At 46.1% G+C, this 20,050-nt stretch carries 18 protein-coding genes; 11 read left to right on the forward strand and 7 right to left on the reverse strand.

The genetic code is table 11. The annotated features are described in order from the left end of the window. Positions 1-23: 23 nt before the first annotated feature. Positions 24-1,208, reverse strand: a complete 1,185-nt coding sequence (locus IAQ59_RS19270; protein WP_209332488.1) for an aspartate aminotransferase family protein — start codon at positions 1,206-1,208, stop codon at positions 24-26. A gap of 41 nt (positions 1,209-1,249) precedes the next feature. Beyond that, positions 1,250-2,149 carry a class I SAM-dependent methyltransferase gene (locus tag IAQ59_RS19275; protein ID WP_209332489.1) on the reverse strand — a complete coding sequence of 300 codons (900 nt, stop codon included), beginning with the start codon at positions 2,147-2,149 and terminating at the stop codon, positions 1,250-1,252. Positions 2,150-2,313: 164 nt separating this feature from the next. Between IAQ59_RS19275 and IAQ59_RS19280 the strand changes: the two genes are divergently transcribed. From IAQ59_RS19280 to IAQ59_RS19305, 6 genes are all read left to right on the forward strand, one after another. Continuing rightward, on the forward strand, positions 2,314-3,576 hold the full coding sequence (locus IAQ59_RS19280) for a fasciclin domain-containing protein (protein WP_209332490.1): 1,263 nt from the start codon (positions 2,314-2,316) through the stop codon (positions 3,574-3,576). Between the two features lie 194 nt (positions 3,577-3,770). Further along, complete coding sequence (locus tag IAQ59_RS19285; protein ID WP_209332491.1) at positions 3,771-4,535, forward strand: 3-keto-disaccharide hydrolase; 765 nt, start codon at positions 3,771-3,773, stop codon at positions 4,533-4,535. Between the two features lie 31 nt (positions 4,536-4,566). Continuing rightward, positions 4,567-5,910 (forward strand): Gfo/Idh/MocA family protein, encoded by a 1,344-nt coding sequence (locus tag IAQ59_RS19290; protein ID WP_209332492.1) that lies wholly within the window; start codon positions 4,567-4,569, stop codon positions 5,908-5,910. Positions 5,911-6,087: 177 nt separating this feature from the next. After that, positions 6,088-6,684 carry an XRE family transcriptional regulator gene (locus IAQ59_RS19295; protein ID WP_209332493.1) on the forward strand — a complete coding sequence of 199 codons (597 nt, stop codon included), beginning with the start codon at positions 6,088-6,090 and terminating at the stop codon, positions 6,682-6,684. Beyond that, positions 6,671-7,027 carry a HepT-like ribonuclease domain-containing protein gene (locus IAQ59_RS19300; protein WP_209332494.1) on the forward strand — a complete coding sequence of 119 codons (357 nt, stop codon included), beginning with the start codon at positions 6,671-6,673 and terminating at the stop codon, positions 7,025-7,027. The genes IAQ59_RS19295 and IAQ59_RS19300 overlap by 14 nt, the downstream gene beginning before the upstream one ends. Next, entirely contained in the window at positions 7,020-7,889 is an 870-nt protein-coding gene (locus IAQ59_RS19305; RefSeq protein WP_209332495.1) for an arylamine N-acetyltransferase family protein, read from the forward strand. The genes IAQ59_RS19300 and IAQ59_RS19305 overlap by 8 nt, the downstream gene beginning before the upstream one ends. A 51-nt stretch (positions 7,890-7,940) precedes the next feature. Here the strand turns inward: IAQ59_RS19305 and msrA are convergent, their stop codons facing one another. Both msrA and IAQ59_RS19315 read right to left on the reverse strand, forming a co-directional pair. After that, on the reverse strand, positions 7,941-9,035 hold the full coding sequence (msrA, locus tag IAQ59_RS19310; RefSeq protein ID WP_209332496.1) for a peptide-methionine (S)-S-oxide reductase MsrA: 1,095 nt from the start codon (positions 9,033-9,035) through the stop codon (positions 7,941-7,943). A 54-nt stretch (positions 9,036-9,089) separates the two neighbouring features. Continuing rightward, positions 9,090-9,278, reverse strand: a complete 189-nt coding sequence (locus tag IAQ59_RS19315) for a PspC domain-containing protein (protein ID WP_209332497.1) — start codon at positions 9,276-9,278, stop codon at positions 9,090-9,092. A gap of 101 nt (positions 9,279-9,379) precedes the next feature. Between IAQ59_RS19315 and IAQ59_RS19320 the strand changes: the two genes are divergently transcribed. Then, positions 9,380-9,787 carry a hypothetical protein gene (locus IAQ59_RS19320; protein ID WP_209332498.1) on the forward strand — a complete coding sequence of 136 codons (408 nt, stop codon included), beginning with the start codon at positions 9,380-9,382 and terminating at the stop codon, positions 9,785-9,787. A gap of 43 nt (positions 9,788-9,830) precedes the next feature. Here the strand turns inward: IAQ59_RS19320 and IAQ59_RS19325 are convergent, their stop codons facing one another. The 3 genes from IAQ59_RS19325 to IAQ59_RS19335 are packed head-to-tail and all read right to left on the reverse strand — an operon-like array spanning position 9,831 to position 13,883. Then, positions 9,831-10,862: an SMP-30/gluconolactonase/LRE family protein gene (locus IAQ59_RS19325; protein WP_209332499.1), complete on the reverse strand. Its 1,032-nt coding sequence runs from the start codon at positions 10,860-10,862 to the stop codon at positions 9,831-9,833. Between the two features lie 10 nt (positions 10,863-10,872). Further along, positions 10,873-12,042: an aldose epimerase family protein gene (locus IAQ59_RS19330; RefSeq protein ID WP_209332500.1), complete on the reverse strand. Its 1,170-nt coding sequence runs from the start codon at positions 12,040-12,042 to the stop codon at positions 10,873-10,875. After that, the gene (locus IAQ59_RS19335) at positions 12,039-13,883 is read right to left on the reverse strand and encodes a glycoside hydrolase family 2 protein (protein WP_245189715.1); all 1,845 of its coding nucleotides are present in this window, start codon (positions 13,881-13,883) and stop codon (positions 12,039-12,041) included. The genes IAQ59_RS19330 and IAQ59_RS19335 overlap by 4 nt, the downstream gene beginning before the upstream one ends. 156 nt (positions 13,884-14,039) lie before the next feature. Between IAQ59_RS19335 and IAQ59_RS19340 the strand changes: the two genes are divergently transcribed. The 4 genes from IAQ59_RS19340 to IAQ59_RS19355 all read left to right on the forward strand — a co-directional run bounded on the left by IAQ59_RS19340 (position 14,040) and on the right by IAQ59_RS19355 (position 20,048). Continuing rightward, entirely contained in the window at positions 14,040-14,873 is an 834-nt protein-coding gene (locus tag IAQ59_RS19340) for a glycerophosphodiester phosphodiesterase (protein WP_245189716.1), read from the forward strand. Between the two features lie 86 nt (positions 14,874-14,959). Continuing rightward, positions 14,960-15,520, forward strand: a complete 561-nt coding sequence (locus IAQ59_RS19345; protein ID WP_209332501.1) for an RNA polymerase sigma-70 factor — start codon at positions 14,960-14,962, stop codon at positions 15,518-15,520. A 75-nt stretch (positions 15,521-15,595) separates the two neighbouring features. Then, entirely contained in the window at positions 15,596-16,564 is a 969-nt protein-coding gene (locus IAQ59_RS19350) for a FecR family protein (protein ID WP_209332502.1), read from the forward strand. 154 nt (positions 16,565-16,718) lie between these two features. Next, the gene (locus IAQ59_RS19355) at positions 16,719-20,048 is read left to right on the forward strand and encodes a SusC/RagA family TonB-linked outer membrane protein (protein ID WP_209332503.1); all 3,330 of its coding nucleotides are present in this window, start codon (positions 16,719-16,721) and stop codon (positions 20,046-20,048) included. Positions 20,049-20,050 lie beyond the last annotated feature (2 nt).

Raw genomic sequence — 20,050 nt, forward strand, 5'->3', positions numbered from 1 at the left:
GTTCTCAATTCAGAACAAAAAAACTAGGTGGAGTGTTCGATGGCTTCCAAAAGGATGGTACACGCGGCGGTTATTTCTTCCTCAGTAATGGTGAGTGGGGGTGCAATGCGCATCGAGTCGTCGCAAAAAAGAAACCAGTCGGTAATTACACCCCGTCGAATAGCTTCATCGATCACCGGCTTCAGTATCTGGAAAGATTCAAATTCAAGTGCCATCATCAGGCCTTTATGACGAAAGGATTTGATGTGTGGGTGAATCAGTAGCTCTCTGAAAAGGCTGGCTTTTTCCGGAACCTGTTCGGCAAGTTTTTCTTCATGAATAATTTTGATGGTAGCCAAGGATGCGGCGGCAGAAATCGGATGTCCGCCAAACGTTGTAATATGTCCGAGTAGTGGGTTGTTCTTAAGCGATCCCATAATATCCCTACTCGCAATAAACGCGGCAATGGGCATACCGCCCCCCATTCCTTTTGCACACACCAGAATATCTGGACTGATACCGTATTGTTCAAAGGCCCAAAAAGTCCCTGTCCTGCCGAAGCCCGCTTGGATTTCATCCAAAATCAATAGGGTCCCGGTTTCATTACAGCGCTTTCGCAGTGCTTGCAGGTAGGATTGTTCGGGAATACGTACGCCAGCTTCACCCTGAATAGTCTCCACGATGATAGCTGCGGTTTCCGTAGTGATTCGGTCCAAATATTTCTCATCACCAAAAGGTATATGGCTAATTCCCGGCAACAGGGGTCTATAGGCCCGTTTGAAGCGTTCGTTTCCCCCTACTGAAAGGGAACCGTGGGAAGAACCGTGATAGGCATCAACGCAGGAAATTATCTCCCTTCGATTGGTGTGTCGCTTTGCGAGTTTTAGGGCGCCTTCCACAGCCTCAGAACCACTATTCACTAAATACACATTGTCTAAGTGGTTGGGGAGCGTGTCACATAGCGCTTTGGCAAGCAGTGTTTGTGGGGTTTGAATGTACTCTCCATACACCATAAGATGCAGGTACTTGTTTAATTGATCTTGGATTGCCTGGACGACCTTGGGGTGACGATGGCCCACATTGCTTACGCCAATTCCCGAGATCAGATCCATGTACCTTTGCCCTTTAGGACCGTATAAGTACACCCCTTCTGCACGTTCGATTTCTATCGCTAGCGGAAAGTCTGTTGTTTGGGCAAGGTGCTGCAAGAAAAGCTGCCTATTGTTCATCTAGATATTTTCGGTTAGATAATTCGTCTTGGGGTCTTATCTTATACGGAACTACGAAATCGGTAAAATATTCCCAAAGGCAGTTTCTTTTTAAAGGAATCCTCTAAAAATAACTCGCCATGGGCAGGGTTTTCTACCTTTCTGAAGCTGCCTTTTACTAGGTTTTCGGCAATTAAAGAGGAGAAACTGAGCGAATACATATTTAATACAAAAAAATTCCGGTCGGGATCCAAGAGCTGACCACAAAGCTTTAAAAGTTCATTAATATTTTCCTCCAATACCCATTTTTCACCTTTCGGGCCTCTTCCATAAGCAGGAGGATCCAATATTATGCCTTGGTACTGACTGCCTCTCCTGACTTCCCGCTGTACATATTTTAATGCATCGTCTACTATCCACCGGATATCCGATTGGTTGGAAGCCTCCATGTTAAACTTGGACCAGGTAATTACCTGTTTGACCGCATCCAAATGGGTGACCTCGGCGCCATATGCCCGGGCGGCAACACTTGCTGCGCCGGTATAGGCAAACAGGTTGAGCACCTTCGCCGGTTTCGCTCCAAACCCCCGTAGGGTTTCAGAAATGTAATCCCAATTCACTGCTTGCTCGGGAAACAGTCCGATATGTTTAAAGGAGGTTAGTGACAAGTTTAACACCAGGTGTAGCCCCTGTTTGTTTCGGTAATTTATCTGCCAGTTTTGGGGCATTTTTTGCCGGATTTGCCAATTTCCTTTTTCCGGATTTCCTTTTTCCTTGGCAAAGTGTGCGTGTGCCAACTTCAACCACTCGGATTCATCCAAGCTCTTGTCCCAAATTGCCTGAGGCTCTGGGCGACTTAAAATGTAGGGGCCAAAACGTTCCAGCTTTTCAAATCCCCCCGTATCGATGAGTTCGTAGTCGACCCAGGATTCAGGGCTGAGGGATAAAATGGTTGATTGCATGCCGCAAAAGTACGGATTTTAAGAGGTTTTGGGGCATTGATGGGAGCAATTTCTAAGGATGTCTCCCGCACAGCTGCGATTGGGATTTTTAAAATGAGAAACTTCAAATAAAAAACAATATGATAGCCAGATGGGTTAACAATCCAAAACTAAAATAAACTGCCATGAATTACTTTAAACTAGTTGCGTTTATAGGTACGCTAGCATTTTTAGCATCCTGTAATGATGATGATCCGGAACCGGAGATGCCGGAACCAAATATTGCCGAGTTAGCCGCCGGCAATCCAGACTTATCAATGCTGGTTGAAGCCGTAAACCGCACGGGATTTACAGGATCATTAGTGGGACCTGGACCCTTGACGGTTTTGGCACCGACTAATCAAGCATTCCAGGCGTTACTGGACACGCAGGAAGATTGGAATACGATTGCTGATATCGATGAAGATCTATTGGAAGCGGTGTTGTTTTACCATATATATTCCGGAAGCATTGCATCCAGTAGCTTAAGTGCAGATCAAACGCTTTCTTCCGTAGATGGGGAAATTCTCACGGTAACCCAGGTTGGGACAACGGTAACCTTCAACGGGGTGGCTAATGTCGTCACGCCAGATGTAATGGCCAGTAACGGATTAGTACATGTAATCGATGCGGTTTTGTTGCCTCCGGCTGTCATCGAGTCGGTTACCAACACACTCCGGTGGGTAGATAGCGAAGATTTCGGGTTTGTGTTTACCGACGGGATGGGGATGACTCTTTATTACTTTGCACGGGATGTAGATGGAAATAACAATTGTTCGGGCGGCTGTGCAAACAACTGGCCAAAGTTTCATGCGACTTCCATTGCTATTACCGGAGACGAGTTCGATGCTGATTTAGTGGGTGAAATAGAGGTCGATGGGGAGATGCAAACTACCTATAATGGTTGGCCTTTGTATTACTTTGTAAATGACGCCGCAGCAGGTGATTTCAATGGCGAAGGAGCGGGTGGTGGTAATTGGTATGTAGCCAAGCCAGACTACGATATCATGCTTGCAAACGACCAGTTAGTAGGTAACGATGGGGAAAACTATATCATGGACGCAGAGGGCGTTACCGCGCTTGGGGCTGGGAATACGTTCTATTTTACGGATTTTGATGGACGGACTTTATATCGCTTTGTAAATGACGTGATGAACCAAAGCAACTTTGGTGGAAATCCAGCAGTTTGGCCAAAGTTCACCACAGCGGTAACCGTGGCACCTTCCATCCTTAGCTTGGATGACTTTGGCGTGATAGCTGATGACCAGGTTGCATTTAGAGGGAATCCTTTGTATTATTTCGGTCAGGATATGGCTCGGGGTGAGACCAAAGGGGTTAGCGTTCCAGCTCCGGGTATATGGCCGATAGTAAATGCTACTACGGCCGCATTGGCAATGGGTGAGGAGTAGTAATCACTTTCGTATCTGATTGTTAATAGCTTGGTTCCTTTCAAAAGGGGCCAAGCTTTTTTTATTGTAGCCATTTTGAAGTAAAAAGTAGCATTGCACTTCCTGATCGGATTTTTAATTTTAATCCTTTTGAGGAATTTTAGCGGCAAATCCGTTAATTTGGTTTATTGATTAACTATAAACTAAAAGAACACATGAGATTTTACGTATTGTCTTTTGCGATGGCGGCAGGTTTTTTCGTTGCATCTTCTGCTATTGCCCAGCAAGAGGAAGTGAAGCTACCTCCTCAAGCTACTGAATTTTATAAACCTGAAGTAAAAAAAGTAGCACCCGGAAAGGAAAACCATTTGCCCCCGGCTGATGCTATCGTGCTATTTGACGGAAGCAGCCTGAATGCTTGGGTGAGTGATAAGGCAGGCAGCGCACCGGCACCATGGAAAGTGGAAAACGGAACTTTTACTGTGGTTCCCCGAACTGGAGGCATACGGACAAAGGAGGCTTTTGGAGATGTGCAGGTGCATATAGAATGGAGTGCTCCCACAGTGGTGAAAGGTACCGGACAGGGTAGAGGTAATTCCGGATTTTTCTTTATGGGAAAATACGAGCTACAGATTTTGGATTCTTACGATAATGAAACCTACACCAACGGGATGGCAGCCAGTATCTATAAGCAGCACCCTCCATTGGCCAACGCCATGCGGGCTCCTGGGGAATGGAATACCTACGATGCCATTTTCACGGCTCCAAGGTTTAATGCCAACGGTATGTTGGTTTCGCCCGCCCGGATTACCGTGATTCATAACGGCGTATTGGTTCAAAACAATGTGGAATTGAGAGGACCCACCATGTATATCGGTATTCCAAATTACGAAGCACACGATGCCGCCCTACCTTTTCATATCCAAGATCATGGGGATGAAGTGAAGTTTAGAAACATTTGGGTTAGAAAGTTGGATTAAGTCTTTTCGCCCCTACAAACTACTATACACGATGAATTCAAGAAGAAAATTTATACACAGGTCACTTTTAGCGTCAGCAGGTGCGACGGTGCTGCCCAACTTGGTTACCGCAGAGCATTTGGCTGCGCTTAAAAAGCGGGTTGGGGCCAATGATCAACTGAATATAGGCCTTATTGGATGCAAAGGGATGGGCTGGTCCAACATGAACAGCCACCTCTTGTTGCCGGAGGTAAATTGCGTGGCTTTGGCCGATGTGGATCAGAGCGTGCTGGACCAACGGAGTGCCAACGTACAGGAACTTCGAGGTAAGAAGCCAAAGCTGTATACAGATTACCGAAAAATGCTGGAAGACAAGGATATCGATGCGGTAATTATCGGTACACCGGATCACTGGCATTGCCTAAACCTGATAGATAGTTTGTCTGCCGGTAAGCATGCCTATGTGGAAAAGCCGCTGGCAAATTCTATAGAAGAATGTAACCTCATGGTAAAAGCCGCTGACCGATATGGAAAGCTGGTCCAGGTAGGGCAATGGCAGCGGAGTGGGTCGCAATATGCACAGGCCATAGAATTTGTCCGATCCGGTAAATTGGGCAATATCCGACTGGTAAAAACCTGGGCCTATCAGGGGTGGATGAAGCCAGTGCCAGTAAAACCCAACGGACAGCCTCCACAAGGTGTAGATTATAAGATGTGGCTGGGGCCTGCACCGGAAAGACCCTTTAACGAAAACAGGTTCCATTTCAATTTTCGTTGGTTTTGGGATTATGCAGGTGGATTAATGACCGACTGGGGAGTACATGAAATTGACATTGCGCTGTATGCAATGAACGTAAGTGCTCCCAAATCTATAATGGCCTCCGGTGGAAAGCTGGCATACCCCGATGATGCCTCTGAAACTCCCGATACCCTACAGACTGTTTATGAATACGATGGCTTCAATATGCTATGGGAACATGCCACAGGCATCGATGGAGGGAATTACGGAACCACCGAGGGAATCGCCTTTATAGGGAACAATGGTACCCTAGTGGTAAACCGAGGCGGTTGGAAAGTGATCGCTGAAACAGAAAATGTAAATGGCCAACGCAAGGAAAAAATCGAAGCGATGGAATTGGTGAAGCCCGATGGCAACGCACAACGTATTCACTGCAAAAATTTTGTGGATGCAATCAAATCCAACGATGCGAGCATGCTAAATTGTGGAATAAAGACCGGTTCTGTGGCGGCGATTAACGCACATATGGGAAACGTGGCCTATAAGCTGGGAAGGAAGGTTTATTGGGACGCCCAAAAGGACGCATTTACCGAATCTGATGCAAATAAAATGACAAAGGCATCCTACCACAATGGCTGGAAGCTGCCGAAGGTGTAAGCTTGATTTTAGGCAAAAGTGTTTAAAAAGCAAGGTGACCCCTTGCTTTTTTTGGTTATATTTTCCTTCTTGTCAACTGTATACGGATTCTTACCATATCTTCATCGTACCTAGTAATCACGTTAAACCCATTTTGGTGGAGGTTTTTTATAGTCAAACCTTCACCTTTGCGCAGTTATGATCAATGCCTTTGGAACTAAGATAAGAGCGTTTCGTAAGAAGCGGCGTTGGACCCTTTCCCAGGTATCTGTTCACCTGGGGATTGATCAGGCTATTGTCAGCAAGGCGGAAAGGGGGCTTCGAAATTTAACCAAGCAGCAGGTATTGGTTTTAGCGGAGGTATTCGACGTGTCTCCGGAGGTGTTGATGGTGCCTTGGTTAGCGGACAGGGTCGCGCAGTCGGTTGGGGGGGAGTCTCACATTGCCGCTGAGGCTTTTCAATTGGCCAATCAAGTCGTCCTTTTCCGGAATTATGATCCGTTTAATCTCCGCAGAAATTATCAGGATTTGGTAGATGTCATTGCCCGGTTCAGTCAAGTGAAGCAGGCTTGGGTCTATGGATCCTTTGCAAAGAGGCGGGTAAATGCCGAGAGTGATGTCAATGTGGCCCTACATACTGTTGGCGATTTTTCTTATTTTGACCTAGCGGAAATCCACAATAAGCTGGAAAATCGGCTCGGCCGGCCGGTAGATATCGGATGGGTGGATAGCTTTAAAGAGCCAATATGGAAAAATGTAGCGGAGGAGCTTATCTTGATCTATGAAAAGGTTTGATGATAGGAGAAGTGCCGCCGCGGTAGCCGCACTATTGCAGGCCATAGCGCAAATTTCCCACCACGTGCAGCAAGTCAGTCAGGAGGAGTTTAGGTCAAATACCACGCTACAGGATGCAGTCTTTTTTCAGCTATCGGTGATTTCGGAGAAAGTACAAGATATAGACCGGTTTTTCTTGGATCGGTACGACTATCCTTGGTACCAGCTAAAAACCTTCAGAAAACTGATGTTAAACGATAAGTTTCATGTACGGGTAGATGCGGTATGGTTACTGATAGAAAAAGACCTTCCTGATTTAAAAAAGACATTGGAGATGATGAAATCCGGCATGAAACATGGATAACCCTCAGATATACCATTCCCAATCACCATTTTTTTACCAAATTTCCGACAAGGAGCTTTCTGATTATCTCTTGCGTATCGGGTTTGACGCTGCGGTCAGTCCTTCGTTGGCCTGTTTGGAACGGTTACATGTTCTTCATCCGCAGTCCATTCCCTTTGAAACGCTCAATCCATTTTTGGGCATTCCGGTTTTATTGGATACCACTTCATTGTGGAAAAAGCTCGTTTATCAAGGGAGGGGAGGCTACTGTTTCGAGCAAAACCTGCTCTTTGGTGCCGTCTTACGGAAAATTGGCTTTCAGGTCAAAAGCCTTGCGGCAAGGGTTCTGTGGCAGTTGCCTGCAGGTAAAGTCATGCCTCGCGATCACATGGTATTACTTGTGTCGCTTGCGGGAAAAGAATGGCTGGTAGATGTAGGTTGGGGTGGAAATACCTTACCAAAACCACTGCTCTTGGAAGAACCCTCTGTTCAGTGTACCTCCCACGAACCCTTTCGCCTGATAAAAAGCGGAGGTTTGTACGTCTTATCGATTGAAATAAACGGCAGATGGGAGGAAATGCACGAGTTTGGAAAGACTGAGTTCCTATTGCCCGACTATGACGTGATCAGCTGGTACCTTTGTCACCACCCGGAATCATTGTTTGTCAATCACCTGATGGCCGCTAGGACCCTTCCTTCCGGCAGAATTACCCTTAAAGACAACCTGTTTTCGACGCACACGACGAACGGAGAGACACAAAAGACCTTGCTCCAATCCCCGGCAGAAATCGAAGAAGTTCTAAGGGAAAGGTTTGGGATCAATCTACCGAATAACCCCCATCTGGTTGATAAGCTATCAACCTGTATCTACCCTATAGCCTAAATACTTTCGAGTAGGTTTATAAGCAACAGGAGTCCAAGCTTGGCAGCGGTATTAATTCACCAGCCAAAGGTAATTTCCGTACCCACTCTTCTCCATATCCGCTTTTGGAATGAAGCGCATAGCCGCGGAATTCATGCAGTAGCGAAGCCCTGTGGGAGGTGGTCCATCGTTGAAAACATGCCCCACATGCGAATCTCCGTATTTGCTTCGTACTTCGACACGTGTCATGCCATAACTCTTATCAAGCACTTTTTCCAAGTATCTGGCATCTATTGGCTTGGTAAAGCTAGGCCATCCTGATCCTGATTCGTATTTGTCCGAAGAACTGAAAAGTGGCGCTCCTGAGACGATGCATACGTAAATGCCTGCTTCTTTATTGCCGTTGTATGCGTTATCAAATGCCCTTTCTGTTGCCTCTTCCATCGTCACCTGATATTGCAACGACGTGAGTTTCATTTTTAACTCCGAATCAGCGGGCTTTTTGTATCGGTCTGTAGACGGAACTTCCCAATGCGCCTGTATGAAGCGGTCCCTGCCGGAACCGGTACGGTAGCTCTTGTACTCGCGGGGGCTCTTTTTGTAGTAATCTTGATGATAGGTTTCTGCTTTGTAGAAGTTGGTGTATTTCACAATGGGCGTGACGATGGGCTTATCGAAAATACCGGACTTGTTTAGCTGCTCTTTAGAGGATTCCGCCACCTGTTTTTGCATGTTGTCATGGTAAAAGATAGCTGATTCGTATTGGCTTCCCCTGTCGTAAAATGATCCACCTGCATCTGTGGGATCAAACTGCTGCCAAAAGATATCAATGATTTCGGCATAACTGATTACATCTGGGTCAAAGGTCACCTGAACGGCCTCTTTATGCGAAGTACGCCCTCCCGAAACATCGGAATAGGTGGGGTTTTTTTCTTTTCCTCCCGCATATCCGGATACCACCGAAATTACCCCATCAATCCCCTCAAAAGGGGCTTCTATACACCAGAAACAGCCCCCGGCAAAGGTGGCCATTTCCTTTTTTCCGGCATAGGTGATGAGTTCGTCTTTGGCATCTACTTGATCATCTGCGGTAGGATTATTAGCGGAGCAAGCAACTGTAGCTACATAGAGCAAAACAAGCGTGCCAAGTGCATTCAATCTTAACATAGCATTCCAAATTTTATTCATAAACCAACTTGATGAGGAAGATGTTTGAAATTTTCATTCCTCCGGCATGACAAACCACAGGATCAAGTAAACCAATAATCCAGGAAAAGCGGCACTGAGCAAAGATACCAGCACATAGACAATCCGAAGTTTGTCCGCATCCCAACCGAGGTATTTGGCAAGACCGGAACATACACCGGCAATCATTTTATTTGAGGTCACTCGGGTCAGTTTTTTCTCCATGGTAGCGCTGTTTTTCAAGTTTCTATACCAGTTTGTGAATATGAGGGATGGCAAAATGATCAGCTAATTTTCCCGTCATCTAAACAATAATACAATCTTTTTTGAAAATAAAATCCGTGTCGGGGGTTATATTTGGAAAAAACATACGCATGCAGGAAACCTGGAAAATTAAGCTAATGGAGTTGGCCACCGATCGTTCCCCGGATTCGGAGGCTTGGCTGCGGCAGGTATTTCAGGACAGAAGGGCTGAAATTGGCATTTTCCTATCTTATTATTACCGGTCGGAGGGGGCGGTCGTTGAAAATGTTTCCCTCCAATCTCATTGTGCAGAGACGGTCACCGAAGGGAATTTGATCGTTCGCTTTGACCTGGTGCATTATAACGCCTGCTTGAACATCCACGAGCAGGGGAAAGAAGCCATGGAGCTCAGATACCAAATTTTCCCCTCCCAAGGAGAGATTTTGCTCACTGGACCTTACTGGCCGGAAAGAGAGCCGGACGAAATGTGACTTGTACGGTGAAAATTAACGAAGCGTATCTGGATTTCTACATCTACTTCCCGATTGGTATTCGGATCACGTAACTGTCAGCGGTCACATACAGGTGTTTTTCGCCGCCATCTAATGCGACATTGGAAGTCAGCTGCCCCACTTTTAACTTACCAAGTAGTACGCCTTGTACGTCAAAAATCCAGACACCTCCGGGGCCGGTGGCGTAGATAATGCCTTTGGACGAGACTTTGAGTCCATCCGGAAGCCCCTTTTCTTGTTGCAATGCCCCCGATCCATCGTAGAAAATCTGTCCTTCGTCCAGGGCTTTACCCTGTTCCAATACCCGATAGATGTACCAATACGGCTTTTGAGGATCGGAGTTGGCGATCAGCAAAGAACTTTCTCCAGGAAGAAAGTGGATGCCATTGGGCCGGCTGAGGCTGTCTACTAATAGGCTGAGGGTTTTTTCTACAGGACTATAGCGATATACTCCTTGAAATGGAAGCTCTTTTTGGGGGTCGTTGATGTTTTTTTCCAGGCCATATGGCGGATCGGTGAAATAGAGATTTCCGTGGGAGTCAAACACTGCGTCATTTGGGCTATTAAAGCGCTGTCCCTCGTAATTGCCCACAATGGTCTTGTAAGCAGGGATTGGATTGGCAAGTGGGGCATCCATTACCGCGATTTGTCGGTCTCCGTGTTGGCATAACACCAATTGGCCTTCCGGGCTTAATAAAAGTCCATTGGAACCGACTTCGCCGCCCCGTTGGCTTGTCCCCGTATAACCAGATGGCTGCAGGTAGGGCTTGACGCCCTCGTCCTGCGTCCATCGGTACACGGTATTGGTGGGTATTTCGGAAAACAACAACATCTGCTCATTTTCCACCCAAAGAGGACCCTCTGTCCATTCAAATCCCTCTCCCAACACTTCAGCCTTTGTGCCCTCCGGGAATAGTTTATCCATCAATTCGTGATGTCGCTCTATTTCCAACGATAATGTTGTGGCTGTGGATTCTTCGACAGCGGTTTTCTGACCGCACCCCAGGGCAAGCAATGCCGCTGTAGCGAATTGTAAAGAAGAGGAACTTTTCATGGTTTACTTGTCAACGTTCAACGGAGAATTTGTAGATACAAGCATGTTCGTAAGTTTCACCCGGATTCAGCACCACAGAAGGAAAATTGGGCTGATTTGGGGAATCTGGAAAATGCTGTGTTTCCAAGCAAATGGCCCCCCGCTTTTCGTAGGTTTTTCCTTCTTTGGATTTTGATTGGCCATTCATAAAGTTGCCGGTGTAGATCTGTACGCCAGGCTGTGTGGTGAAAACTTCCATTTTTCTGCCATTTTCCGGCACTACTACGGTAGCCGCTAGTTCGGGTTTTTTTCCGTCATCTTTCTTGTTCAACACCCAGTTATGATCGTATCCGCCAGCGATTTTGAGTTGAGGATAATCGGTATCAATCCGTTCTCCCACGAGGTGGGGTGTTCTAAAATCCATGGGCGTTTCCGCAACTGGAGCGATTTCGCCTGTTGGAATCAGTACATCGTTAACGGGCGTAAAATGATCTGCATTGAGTGTAAGCAAGTGATTATGTACATTGCCGTTGCCGTGTCCGTTCAGGTTGTAAAAACCATGGTGGGTCAAGTTTACGATCGTCTTTTGATCGGTCTCTGCATTATAGGTTATTTTAAACTCGTTTTCATCGGTGAGTTCATAGGTCATAATCACTGTCAGGTTTCCAGGGAATCCCGCTTGCCCATCGGCAGAAACATACTTAAGTTGCAGCAGTTGATCCGATGCCTCCAGCACCTCCCAAACTACCGCATGGTATCCTCCGGGCCACCCATGTAGGTTGTTGGGTCCGTTGTTTGCCTCCAGTTGGTAGGTTTTGCCGTCCAGCGTGAATTGCGCGTTGGCGATTCGGTTTCCGTATCTACCTATAGGGGCACCAAAGTACCCTCCGCCTGCTTCCATGTAATCGTCCAGGTTGTCAAAACCCAAATTGATGTCCTCAAAATTACCATCCTTATCAGGCGTAAAAAGCTCCAAAATGCGGCCACCATAGTTGGTGACGGTCATTTCCAGGCCGTTATTGTTCTTTAAAACGAAGAAGCGGACTGTTCCCTCCGGAAGGGTACGTTCAAATTTTTTAGGGTCTAGTTTGCTGTACATTTGTATGGATGTTTCGTTTGCTTGTTCGTTGGTGTTTTCCGTGGAGGTGCCGCAGGCGAAAGCAAGCAGCGTCGCACCAGTCAGTAGGGCAAGGTTCTTCATTTTTCGTGTAGGTTAATGTCGTATAAAGGTTGGTGAAGTGTTTTCATAAGGTCTGGGTCAAATTTGACTATTTTTCGATCATAGGTCATCAGCCCATTGACCTCTACTTCCACATCGGTGGTTTGCGTGTAGATGGCTGCAGAAAGTCCCAGTGGGATCAGTGGAAGAAGGTCGGTAATCAGCTGCTTATACCGATTACTGAGTTCGGATTTGTCTTTAAAACTTTGGTATCCCCAGTTATCTTTTTCCTGCCAGGTGTGACCTTCTATGGGTAAGCCCAAGCCCCCATATTCACCGAGTACGATTACTTGTTGGCTTCCCCAGATCTTCGGGTCTGGCATCACGGGATCCGGGTAATTATGCATGTCCATGATTTGTCCCGACAAGGTGTAATTTCCACCACTAGCCCCATCTACCAATCGAGTTGGGTCGTATTGAACGGTCCAATCTACTATTTCCGCCGTCTTGAATTGGCCCCAAGCCTCATTAAAGGGCACCCAAACCACAATTGATGGGAAATTGAAATTGGCATCCATGATTGCCTTCCATTCCTTGCGAAAGATGGCTTCAGATTCCGGTGTACGTTTTTTTTCCGTTCCCTTGCCTATTACGCCGGGCCTGGATTCCCAGCGATTGCCCATGTCGCCACTGGGCATGTCCTGCCACACCAGCATCCCTAGCCTGTCGCAATGGTAGTACCAGCGGGCGGGCTCTACCTTGACGTGTTTTCGGATCATATTAAAGCCCATCTCCTGGGTTTTGAGAATGTCAAAAAGTAGGGCTTCTTCCGTAGGTGAGGTGTAAAGCCCGTCCGGCCACCATCCCTGGTCGAGGGGGCCGTACTGAAACAGGAATTCATCGTTTAGCATTATCCGCTGAATACCATTTTTGTCTGTTTCCATGGTTACTTTCCGCATGGCCCCGTAGCTTTTGACTTGGTCAATTACCCTGCGGCCCTCCATCAGTATGACTTCTAGGTCATATAAAAAGGGCGTATCTGGTGACCAAAGCTTTGGGTTTGGAATAGGGAGCACCGCTTCGTTTCCTGGAGATGTTTCACGCTCTCCCACCAGCTTTCCGGACTCCAGCACGCGCACTCGAATCCGTTGTCCGGGTTTTGCAGCTGTCACGGTGGGACGAATCGAAAAAGCATTTTGGTCTACAACGGCCGTATTTCTTAGGTCAGAGATGTAGGATTCAGGCACTGTTTCCATCCATACGGATTGCCAGATTCCTGTCACAGGCTTGTACCAAATTCCGTGTGGGGCTTTTACCTGCTTGCCACGTGGCTGAGGCCCCTCATCGGTGGGGTCCCAAACCCGCACATCGATTGTCTGATTTTTTCCGGAATTCAGGTGATCTGTGATATCAAAATAGAACGGGTCGTATCCGCCCCGATGCAGGCCTGCCGATTTCCCATTGATGAATACCTCGGCTTCCCAATCTACTGCTCCAAAGTGAAGCAATAGACGGTCATTTTTTCGGGGCCTTGCGGCCTCTAGGACTTTTCTGTACCAGAGTTCATTTTCCTTGCCTACTTCCCTACCTACTCCCGATAGTGCGGATTCGACCGCAAAGGGTACCAGTATTTTACCTTCGTGGGTAGCAGGAAGGGAGGAGCCTTTGGATTGGATGGTAAAGGACCATAATCCATTTAGCGATTGCCAATTTGCCCGTTCCATCTGTGGCCGGGGATATTCTGGAAGCGGGTTGTTTGGATCTACCTGATCTGCCCAAGGGCTACGGATTTTTCCCTCCACAATTTTCCATTCACTGGATTGGCCACGGAGCAAAAAGGGCAGCAAAAACATTAGGACAACGAAAGGTAGTTGTTTCAGCATAATCTTTGGGTTTGAAGCAAATTTAGTTTTAATAATGCGTACCTCCTTGTTTTGGATTCATTTTTTTGGCTATTTTTAAGGCCATCCTTGAGCACCTTGTTTCCAACAGTTAAGGTGTGTTCTCGGCGGTGTTTTTTTTAAAACCGCTTGGGATACATGATATCTCCTTCCATCGAATCGATTACCGCAATGAATTCAGCAGGCAGTCTTTCCAATGTAACGCTCTTTTTGTTTGTCACCGGTCAATTTCTGTGCGGGTTTCCGTTGTTTGGGCAGCAAGAGCTACCCATGAAGGGATTGTGCGCGCACCGGGGAGCGATGAGTACTTTTCCGGAAAATACACTGCCAGCCTTTCAGGAGGCACTTCGGCTGGGAGCGGAAATGATTGAGTTCGATGTACAGCTTAGCAAAGATGGAGCGTTGGTCATCATGCATGATGCGGATGTGAGCCGGACGACAAACGGCAAGGGGAAAGTCGCTGACCTAACCTTGGATCAGATCAGGAAGCTGGATGCGGGAAGTTGGAAGGGACCTGAATTTGACGGACTGCAGGTGCCGATAATGGAGGAAGTTTTGGATATTATGCCGCGGGATATTTGGCTGAATATACACATCAAAGGGGGCGAGGAAGTAGGCCGAATGGTGGCAGAACGAATCGTGGAGCTTAATCGGACACATCAATCGGTTTTGGCGGTAGAGGCTGCAGCCCGCAAGGGAGCGAAGATGGCCTATCCGGACGTGCTAATTTGCAATATGGAAAGGCTGTCCGGTGGGTGGGATTATGTGCAGAGCACGGTAGAGATGGGTGCCGATTTTATACAGTTGCGGGGTGAGGTTAAGCCTGTTTTTGCGGATTATGCGGCCAAATTGAAGGAACATGGGATCAAAATCAATTATTTCGGCACCGATGACCCTGACTTGGTTCGAAGTCTTTGGGAAATGGGCATTGACTTTCCGTTAGTAAATGACATCAGTGGATTGAAGAGGTGATTTGTACGGGATAATTTCTTCTAAGGGATGTATTTCAGAGGAATAATTAACTATATTCGGGTCAATTAGTACGATTCAATCCCAAAATGACCGACCAACAACTTTGTGTTTTACTCCACTCCGGAGATAAAAAGGCCTTTGATATCGTTTACCAACGGTATTGGAAACGACTGTTTGTATATGCGTATAAGATTTTTGAAGATCAATTGGTCTGTGAGGATATTGTGCAGGAGGTATTCGTGAGGTTGTGGGAGCGGGGTACCCAAGTAAGGATTTTTGAGTTGGAGAAGTACTTACTGAGAGCTACCAAATATCAAGTACTGAATGCCATTCGGGATTTGAGGCGGACTACATCCTATGAAGATATTTTCGCTCATCTTCCTTCGGAACTAGCTGTCGATTTGATTTACGAAGAAAAGGAGACTTATCAGCTGATAAACAACAGTGTAAATGCCCTTCCGGAAAAGTGCCAGGAGATTTTTTTGTTAAGCCGACAGGAGGAGCTTTCCAACAAAGAAATTGCTCAAAAACTCCATATCTCCGTGAGGACTGTGGAAGCACACTTGTACAAGGCAGTGAGAATACTTAAAAACAATTTGAACAAACTAAACATAGGTATTGGGTTTTTGCTAGGGTATTTTCAATAGTAAAATTATTTTTTGGTAGGGAGTAAGTAGTTTGACCGGGTTTGGTTACTATCTGTTTCAAAGCAATAAATTCAGATGGACAAAAAGCGTTTTTTTAACTTGCTGGAAAAACAAGCAAAGGGCTTAAGCAGCCCGGAGGAAAATCGGCTTATTTCAGATGTGTTTGACGAGTTGCAGCGGCTTCCCATGTCTTGGGAAATGAACGAACGGGAAGAGGATGCCATAAAATCCCGTATCAAACGTCAAGTAGCTACCCGCCTAAAGGATCGTGCAATCACCAAGTCCAATCGGTATTCCTACAGGGTGTTGGCTGCTTTTTTTGTGTTGCTAATCGGTTTAGGCTTCGTAATCTATCAACGGAACGTCTCTGTTCAACCGGTACCTATGGCGGAACGTATGACCGGCGAGCGTCAAAAGGCGGTAATAACCCTTGGAGATGGATCGGTGGTCTACCTGAATGTCAATTCTAAAATTCGGTTTCCGGAGGAGTTTGCGTCTGATTCCCGTGAAATTGAACTGGAGGGCGAGGCCTTTTTTGAGGTGGTGCCGGATAGCAAGCGACCATTCTTGGTACAAAGTAGCGGCATAAAGACCCGCGTATTGGGAACTAGCTTTAACGTAAAGGCTATTTCGAAAAGTCAAGTAGAGGTAATGGTGAAGACGGGTAGGGTAGGGGTCATTCAAGGAGGCATCAACGAAGAGCGGCAGTTGGTACTCAGTCCAAATCAGCTGGCCTTGGTTGATCCCGAAAACCGCAAAATGGCCGTATCAGAAGTAGATGCGGCAGATTACCTGGCGTGGCGTTCGGAACAAATCGCTTTTGATATGACGCCATTCAGCGAGGTACTGGCAAAATTGGAGAAAGTATATAACATTGCTATTGATGTTGAGGGAATGGCCGGGGAGGGCTGCTTTATTAAGGCTTCCTATGAAAATAGGAGCCTCTATACGGTGCTTTATGGACTAAAAAACCTAGTGGATTTTCAATACGAAAAGACGGTTGACGGAAGGCTGCGAATCCGCTATCGGGGATGTAAAAATTAACGATCAATAAACGATAACAACGTAAAACCATTCCCAAAACCCGCCTATGAAACAGTGACCATCGCTTTATAAAAATCCGAGACTGCTGCAACAGTCCCGGATAGAATTTCAACGGGCCAAGGCCCATCAAGTTTAACAATAAACACTCAAAATTATGAAAATTAATTTACTAAGGCTAGTTGTGCTTTATTCAAAACAGACCCTCAAGTATTTTCTGCTGCAGTTGCTTGTGATGCAGGTGGTGTTTGCGGAACCATCCTCTTCACAGAGCATGGAAGACTATCAGGTTAGCCTAAGGGCAACCAATCAGCGCCTGGTTCAGGTATTGGATGAACTGGAGAAACAGACCGATTTCGTGTTTGCCTACAATCAGGAAGTGGCAAGGGACCGCACGCGCATTACGATTAACCTATCGAGCGACCTTCGAACTGTCCTAAAGGCAATTACGGAGCAGGCTGACTACGATTTCAAGCGGGTCAACGACAATATCTATGTGACCCGCAGTGAAGTGGCAGGAATGAGCGCCAGTAAAATGGTCGTCGATGAGGGGTTTGCCCTGATACAGCAGGATATTGACATTCGAGGAAAGGTCACCGATGAATCCGGCCAACCCATTCCTGGGGCCACGGTGATTGTAGAGGGTACCGCCATTGGCACCGTAACGGATATTGACGGGGAATTTGCGCTGAATGTAGGCGAGGGGGCTGTGCTGAAAATCTCGTTTATCGGATACGCAGCAACCACGGTAACGGTATCCAATCAGACGCAGATCAATGTGGTATTGAAAGAGGATCAATCCTCGCTTCAGGAAGTGGTGGTAGTAGGGTATGGAACGCAGCGAAAGAGCGATATCACTGGGGCAATATCCTCAGTTTCCAGCAAGGATTTAGCAGAGATTCCTGCGGCTAACGTTTTGGATCAAGCGCAAGGGCGCTTGGCTGGAGTCGATATTGTACGAGCGAATGGATCTCCAGGCGCACCAATGCAAGTTAGAATTAGAGGGAATCGGTCCATTACTGCTAATAATGACCCCTTATTTGTAATTGATGGTATACCGACAACCGCTAACATCAATGATTTTAATCCCAATGACATCGAGTCCATGGAAGTATTGAAAGATGCCAGCGCGGTGGCGATTTATGGATCTAGAGGTGCCAATGGAGTAATTCTCATTACTACAAAAAAGGGCAAGGAAGGGAAATCTTTGATTAGCTATGACGGGTATTATGGGATAAAAAATCCGGTGGAGAATATTAATTTGATGAATGGCGAGCAATATGCTCAATATATTCGAATTGCCAATGGGCTTGCTCGGGACGACAATAGCCGGGATGCCGCTCTTATGAGTGACGAGGAAGCTCAGAATTTGCAAAATGGAATAGAAACGGACTGGTTAGATTTGGTAATAGGCACTGGAACCCAACAAGAGCACCAGTTATCGGTGAGTGGCGGAACAAAGGACGTTAAATATTACATCTCAGGTGCATATTTTGATGAAAAGGGTATCATACCCAATACAGGATACACTCGGTATTCGGCGAGGGCTAATGTTGAGGCAACTCTTAGGCCCAAATTGAGAATCGGATTAAGCTCGACGGTTTCCACAGATATTCGAAACCAAATGAGGGATCAGCCATATAACAACGCATTGATATTTTCTCCTTTATCGGTGCCTTATGATGGGGAGGGAAATGTCCCTGCGTTCCCAAACCAAAGGGCTACCAATACAGCGAATCCAATTCTCTATCTACAACCCAACCAATATGAAAATGAAAGAAAGGGGTACCGGATTTTTGCCAATATTTATACCGATTATGAGCTACACAAGAATTTATCCTTCCGAGTAAACTTTGGACCGGATATTAGGCTAGCTAGGACTGGGATTTATACAGGAACCATGGATGGAAGTCTCAACACTGCCTCAGTTGATAATTTAAACGAGTTTTCTTATACCTTAGAGAACATCTTAAACTACAAAAAGCAAGTCGGAGACCATGCAATTGATGTGGTTGCACTCTTTAGTACGCAGGAAAGTAGAACAGAAACTTCTTATGCAAGAGGTATGGATATACCAATTGAAACCTCATCTTTCTATGATTTGGGAGGTGCATCCACATTGTTGGATATAAACAGCGGGTTGTCGGAATGGGGATTAATGTCTTATATGGGTAGAATAAACTACCGTTTTAAAGAGCGGTACTTATTTACCGTAACTGGAAGATCTGATGGTTCGTCAAGATTGGCCGAAGGAAGAAAATGGGCCTTCTTTCCGTCTGTAGCCTTAGGCTGGATTATTTCAGAGGAAAGTTTTTTCTCCAACTCATCAAGCACCTTTTTAAAGCTTAGAGCAGGGTATGGCGAAGTGGGAAATACAGCTATATCTCCGTTTCAAACTTTGGGAGGTTTGGCGAGAAGTGTGTATGCATTTGGCGAGGAGCAGGCATTTGGATATCGCCATAGTATCATTCCTAATCCCGATTTAGGTTGGGAAATTTCCAAAACCATCAATTTAGGGTTGGATTTTGGATTGTTTAACGATCGAGTCACAGGTTCCTTAGAGCTTTACAGTACCAACACCCAAGATTTACTTTTGAATAGACTACTTCCAATTACTTCAGGCTATCAGTCAATTTTACAAAACATAGGAGCTACACGGAACCGAGGGATTGAGCTCTCAGCAGCTTCCTATGTAATTGACAATAAAGACGGGTTGAGATGGGATGTGAGCTTTAACGTTTTTTCAAATAGAGAGGAAATTATGGAGCTCTTCGACGGACAAAATGATGATGTTGGAAATCAGTGGTTTATCGGGCATCCGATTAATGTGTTTTACAGTTTCAAGCAGGATGGAATATGGCAATCCAGTGAAGCAGATGAGGCGAGACAATACAATCAAGCTCCAGGAGACATCCGGATTGCGGATGTAAACGGAAGAGATGTCCAAGGAAACCTGACAAATAAGTCAGATGGGAATCTAAATGCGGATGACCGGACAGTTTTGGGATCTACAGTACCTAAATGGAGCGGAGGAATAACGAATCGCTTTTCCTTCAAGGGCTTTGACTTTTCCTTCTTGGTATTTGCCCGGCAGGGACAAATGATTCGAAGTGATTTTCATTGGCTTGGGGCCAACAACTGGCAGGGTAGGACGAATATGTTATTGTTTGACTATTGGACTCCAGACAATCCAAGCAATTCAATACCCATTCCAAGAGGGAATACAGCACCTTTATATGCGGACGCTGTCCGCTTTCACAATGGATCTTTTGTTAAAATTAGGAATATATCCATTGGTTACAATATAAATCACCATCGGTTGCAAAATCTTGGGTTTTCCTCTTTCCGGGTGTTTGGTACAGTCAATAATGCATTCACCTTTTCTAAGTTTAGCGTAGTGGACCCTGAAACCTCCAACGGGATCGTGGGAGGAAACAGTCCGTTGACAACGGCAACATTTGTTATGGGACTTAGCGTCAAATTCTAACA

It is taken from the genome of Lunatimonas salinarum, assembly GCF_017811155.1.
Taxonomy (GTDB): Bacteria; Bacteroidota; Bacteroidia; order Cytophagales; family Cyclobacteriaceae; genus Lunatimonas; species Lunatimonas salinarum.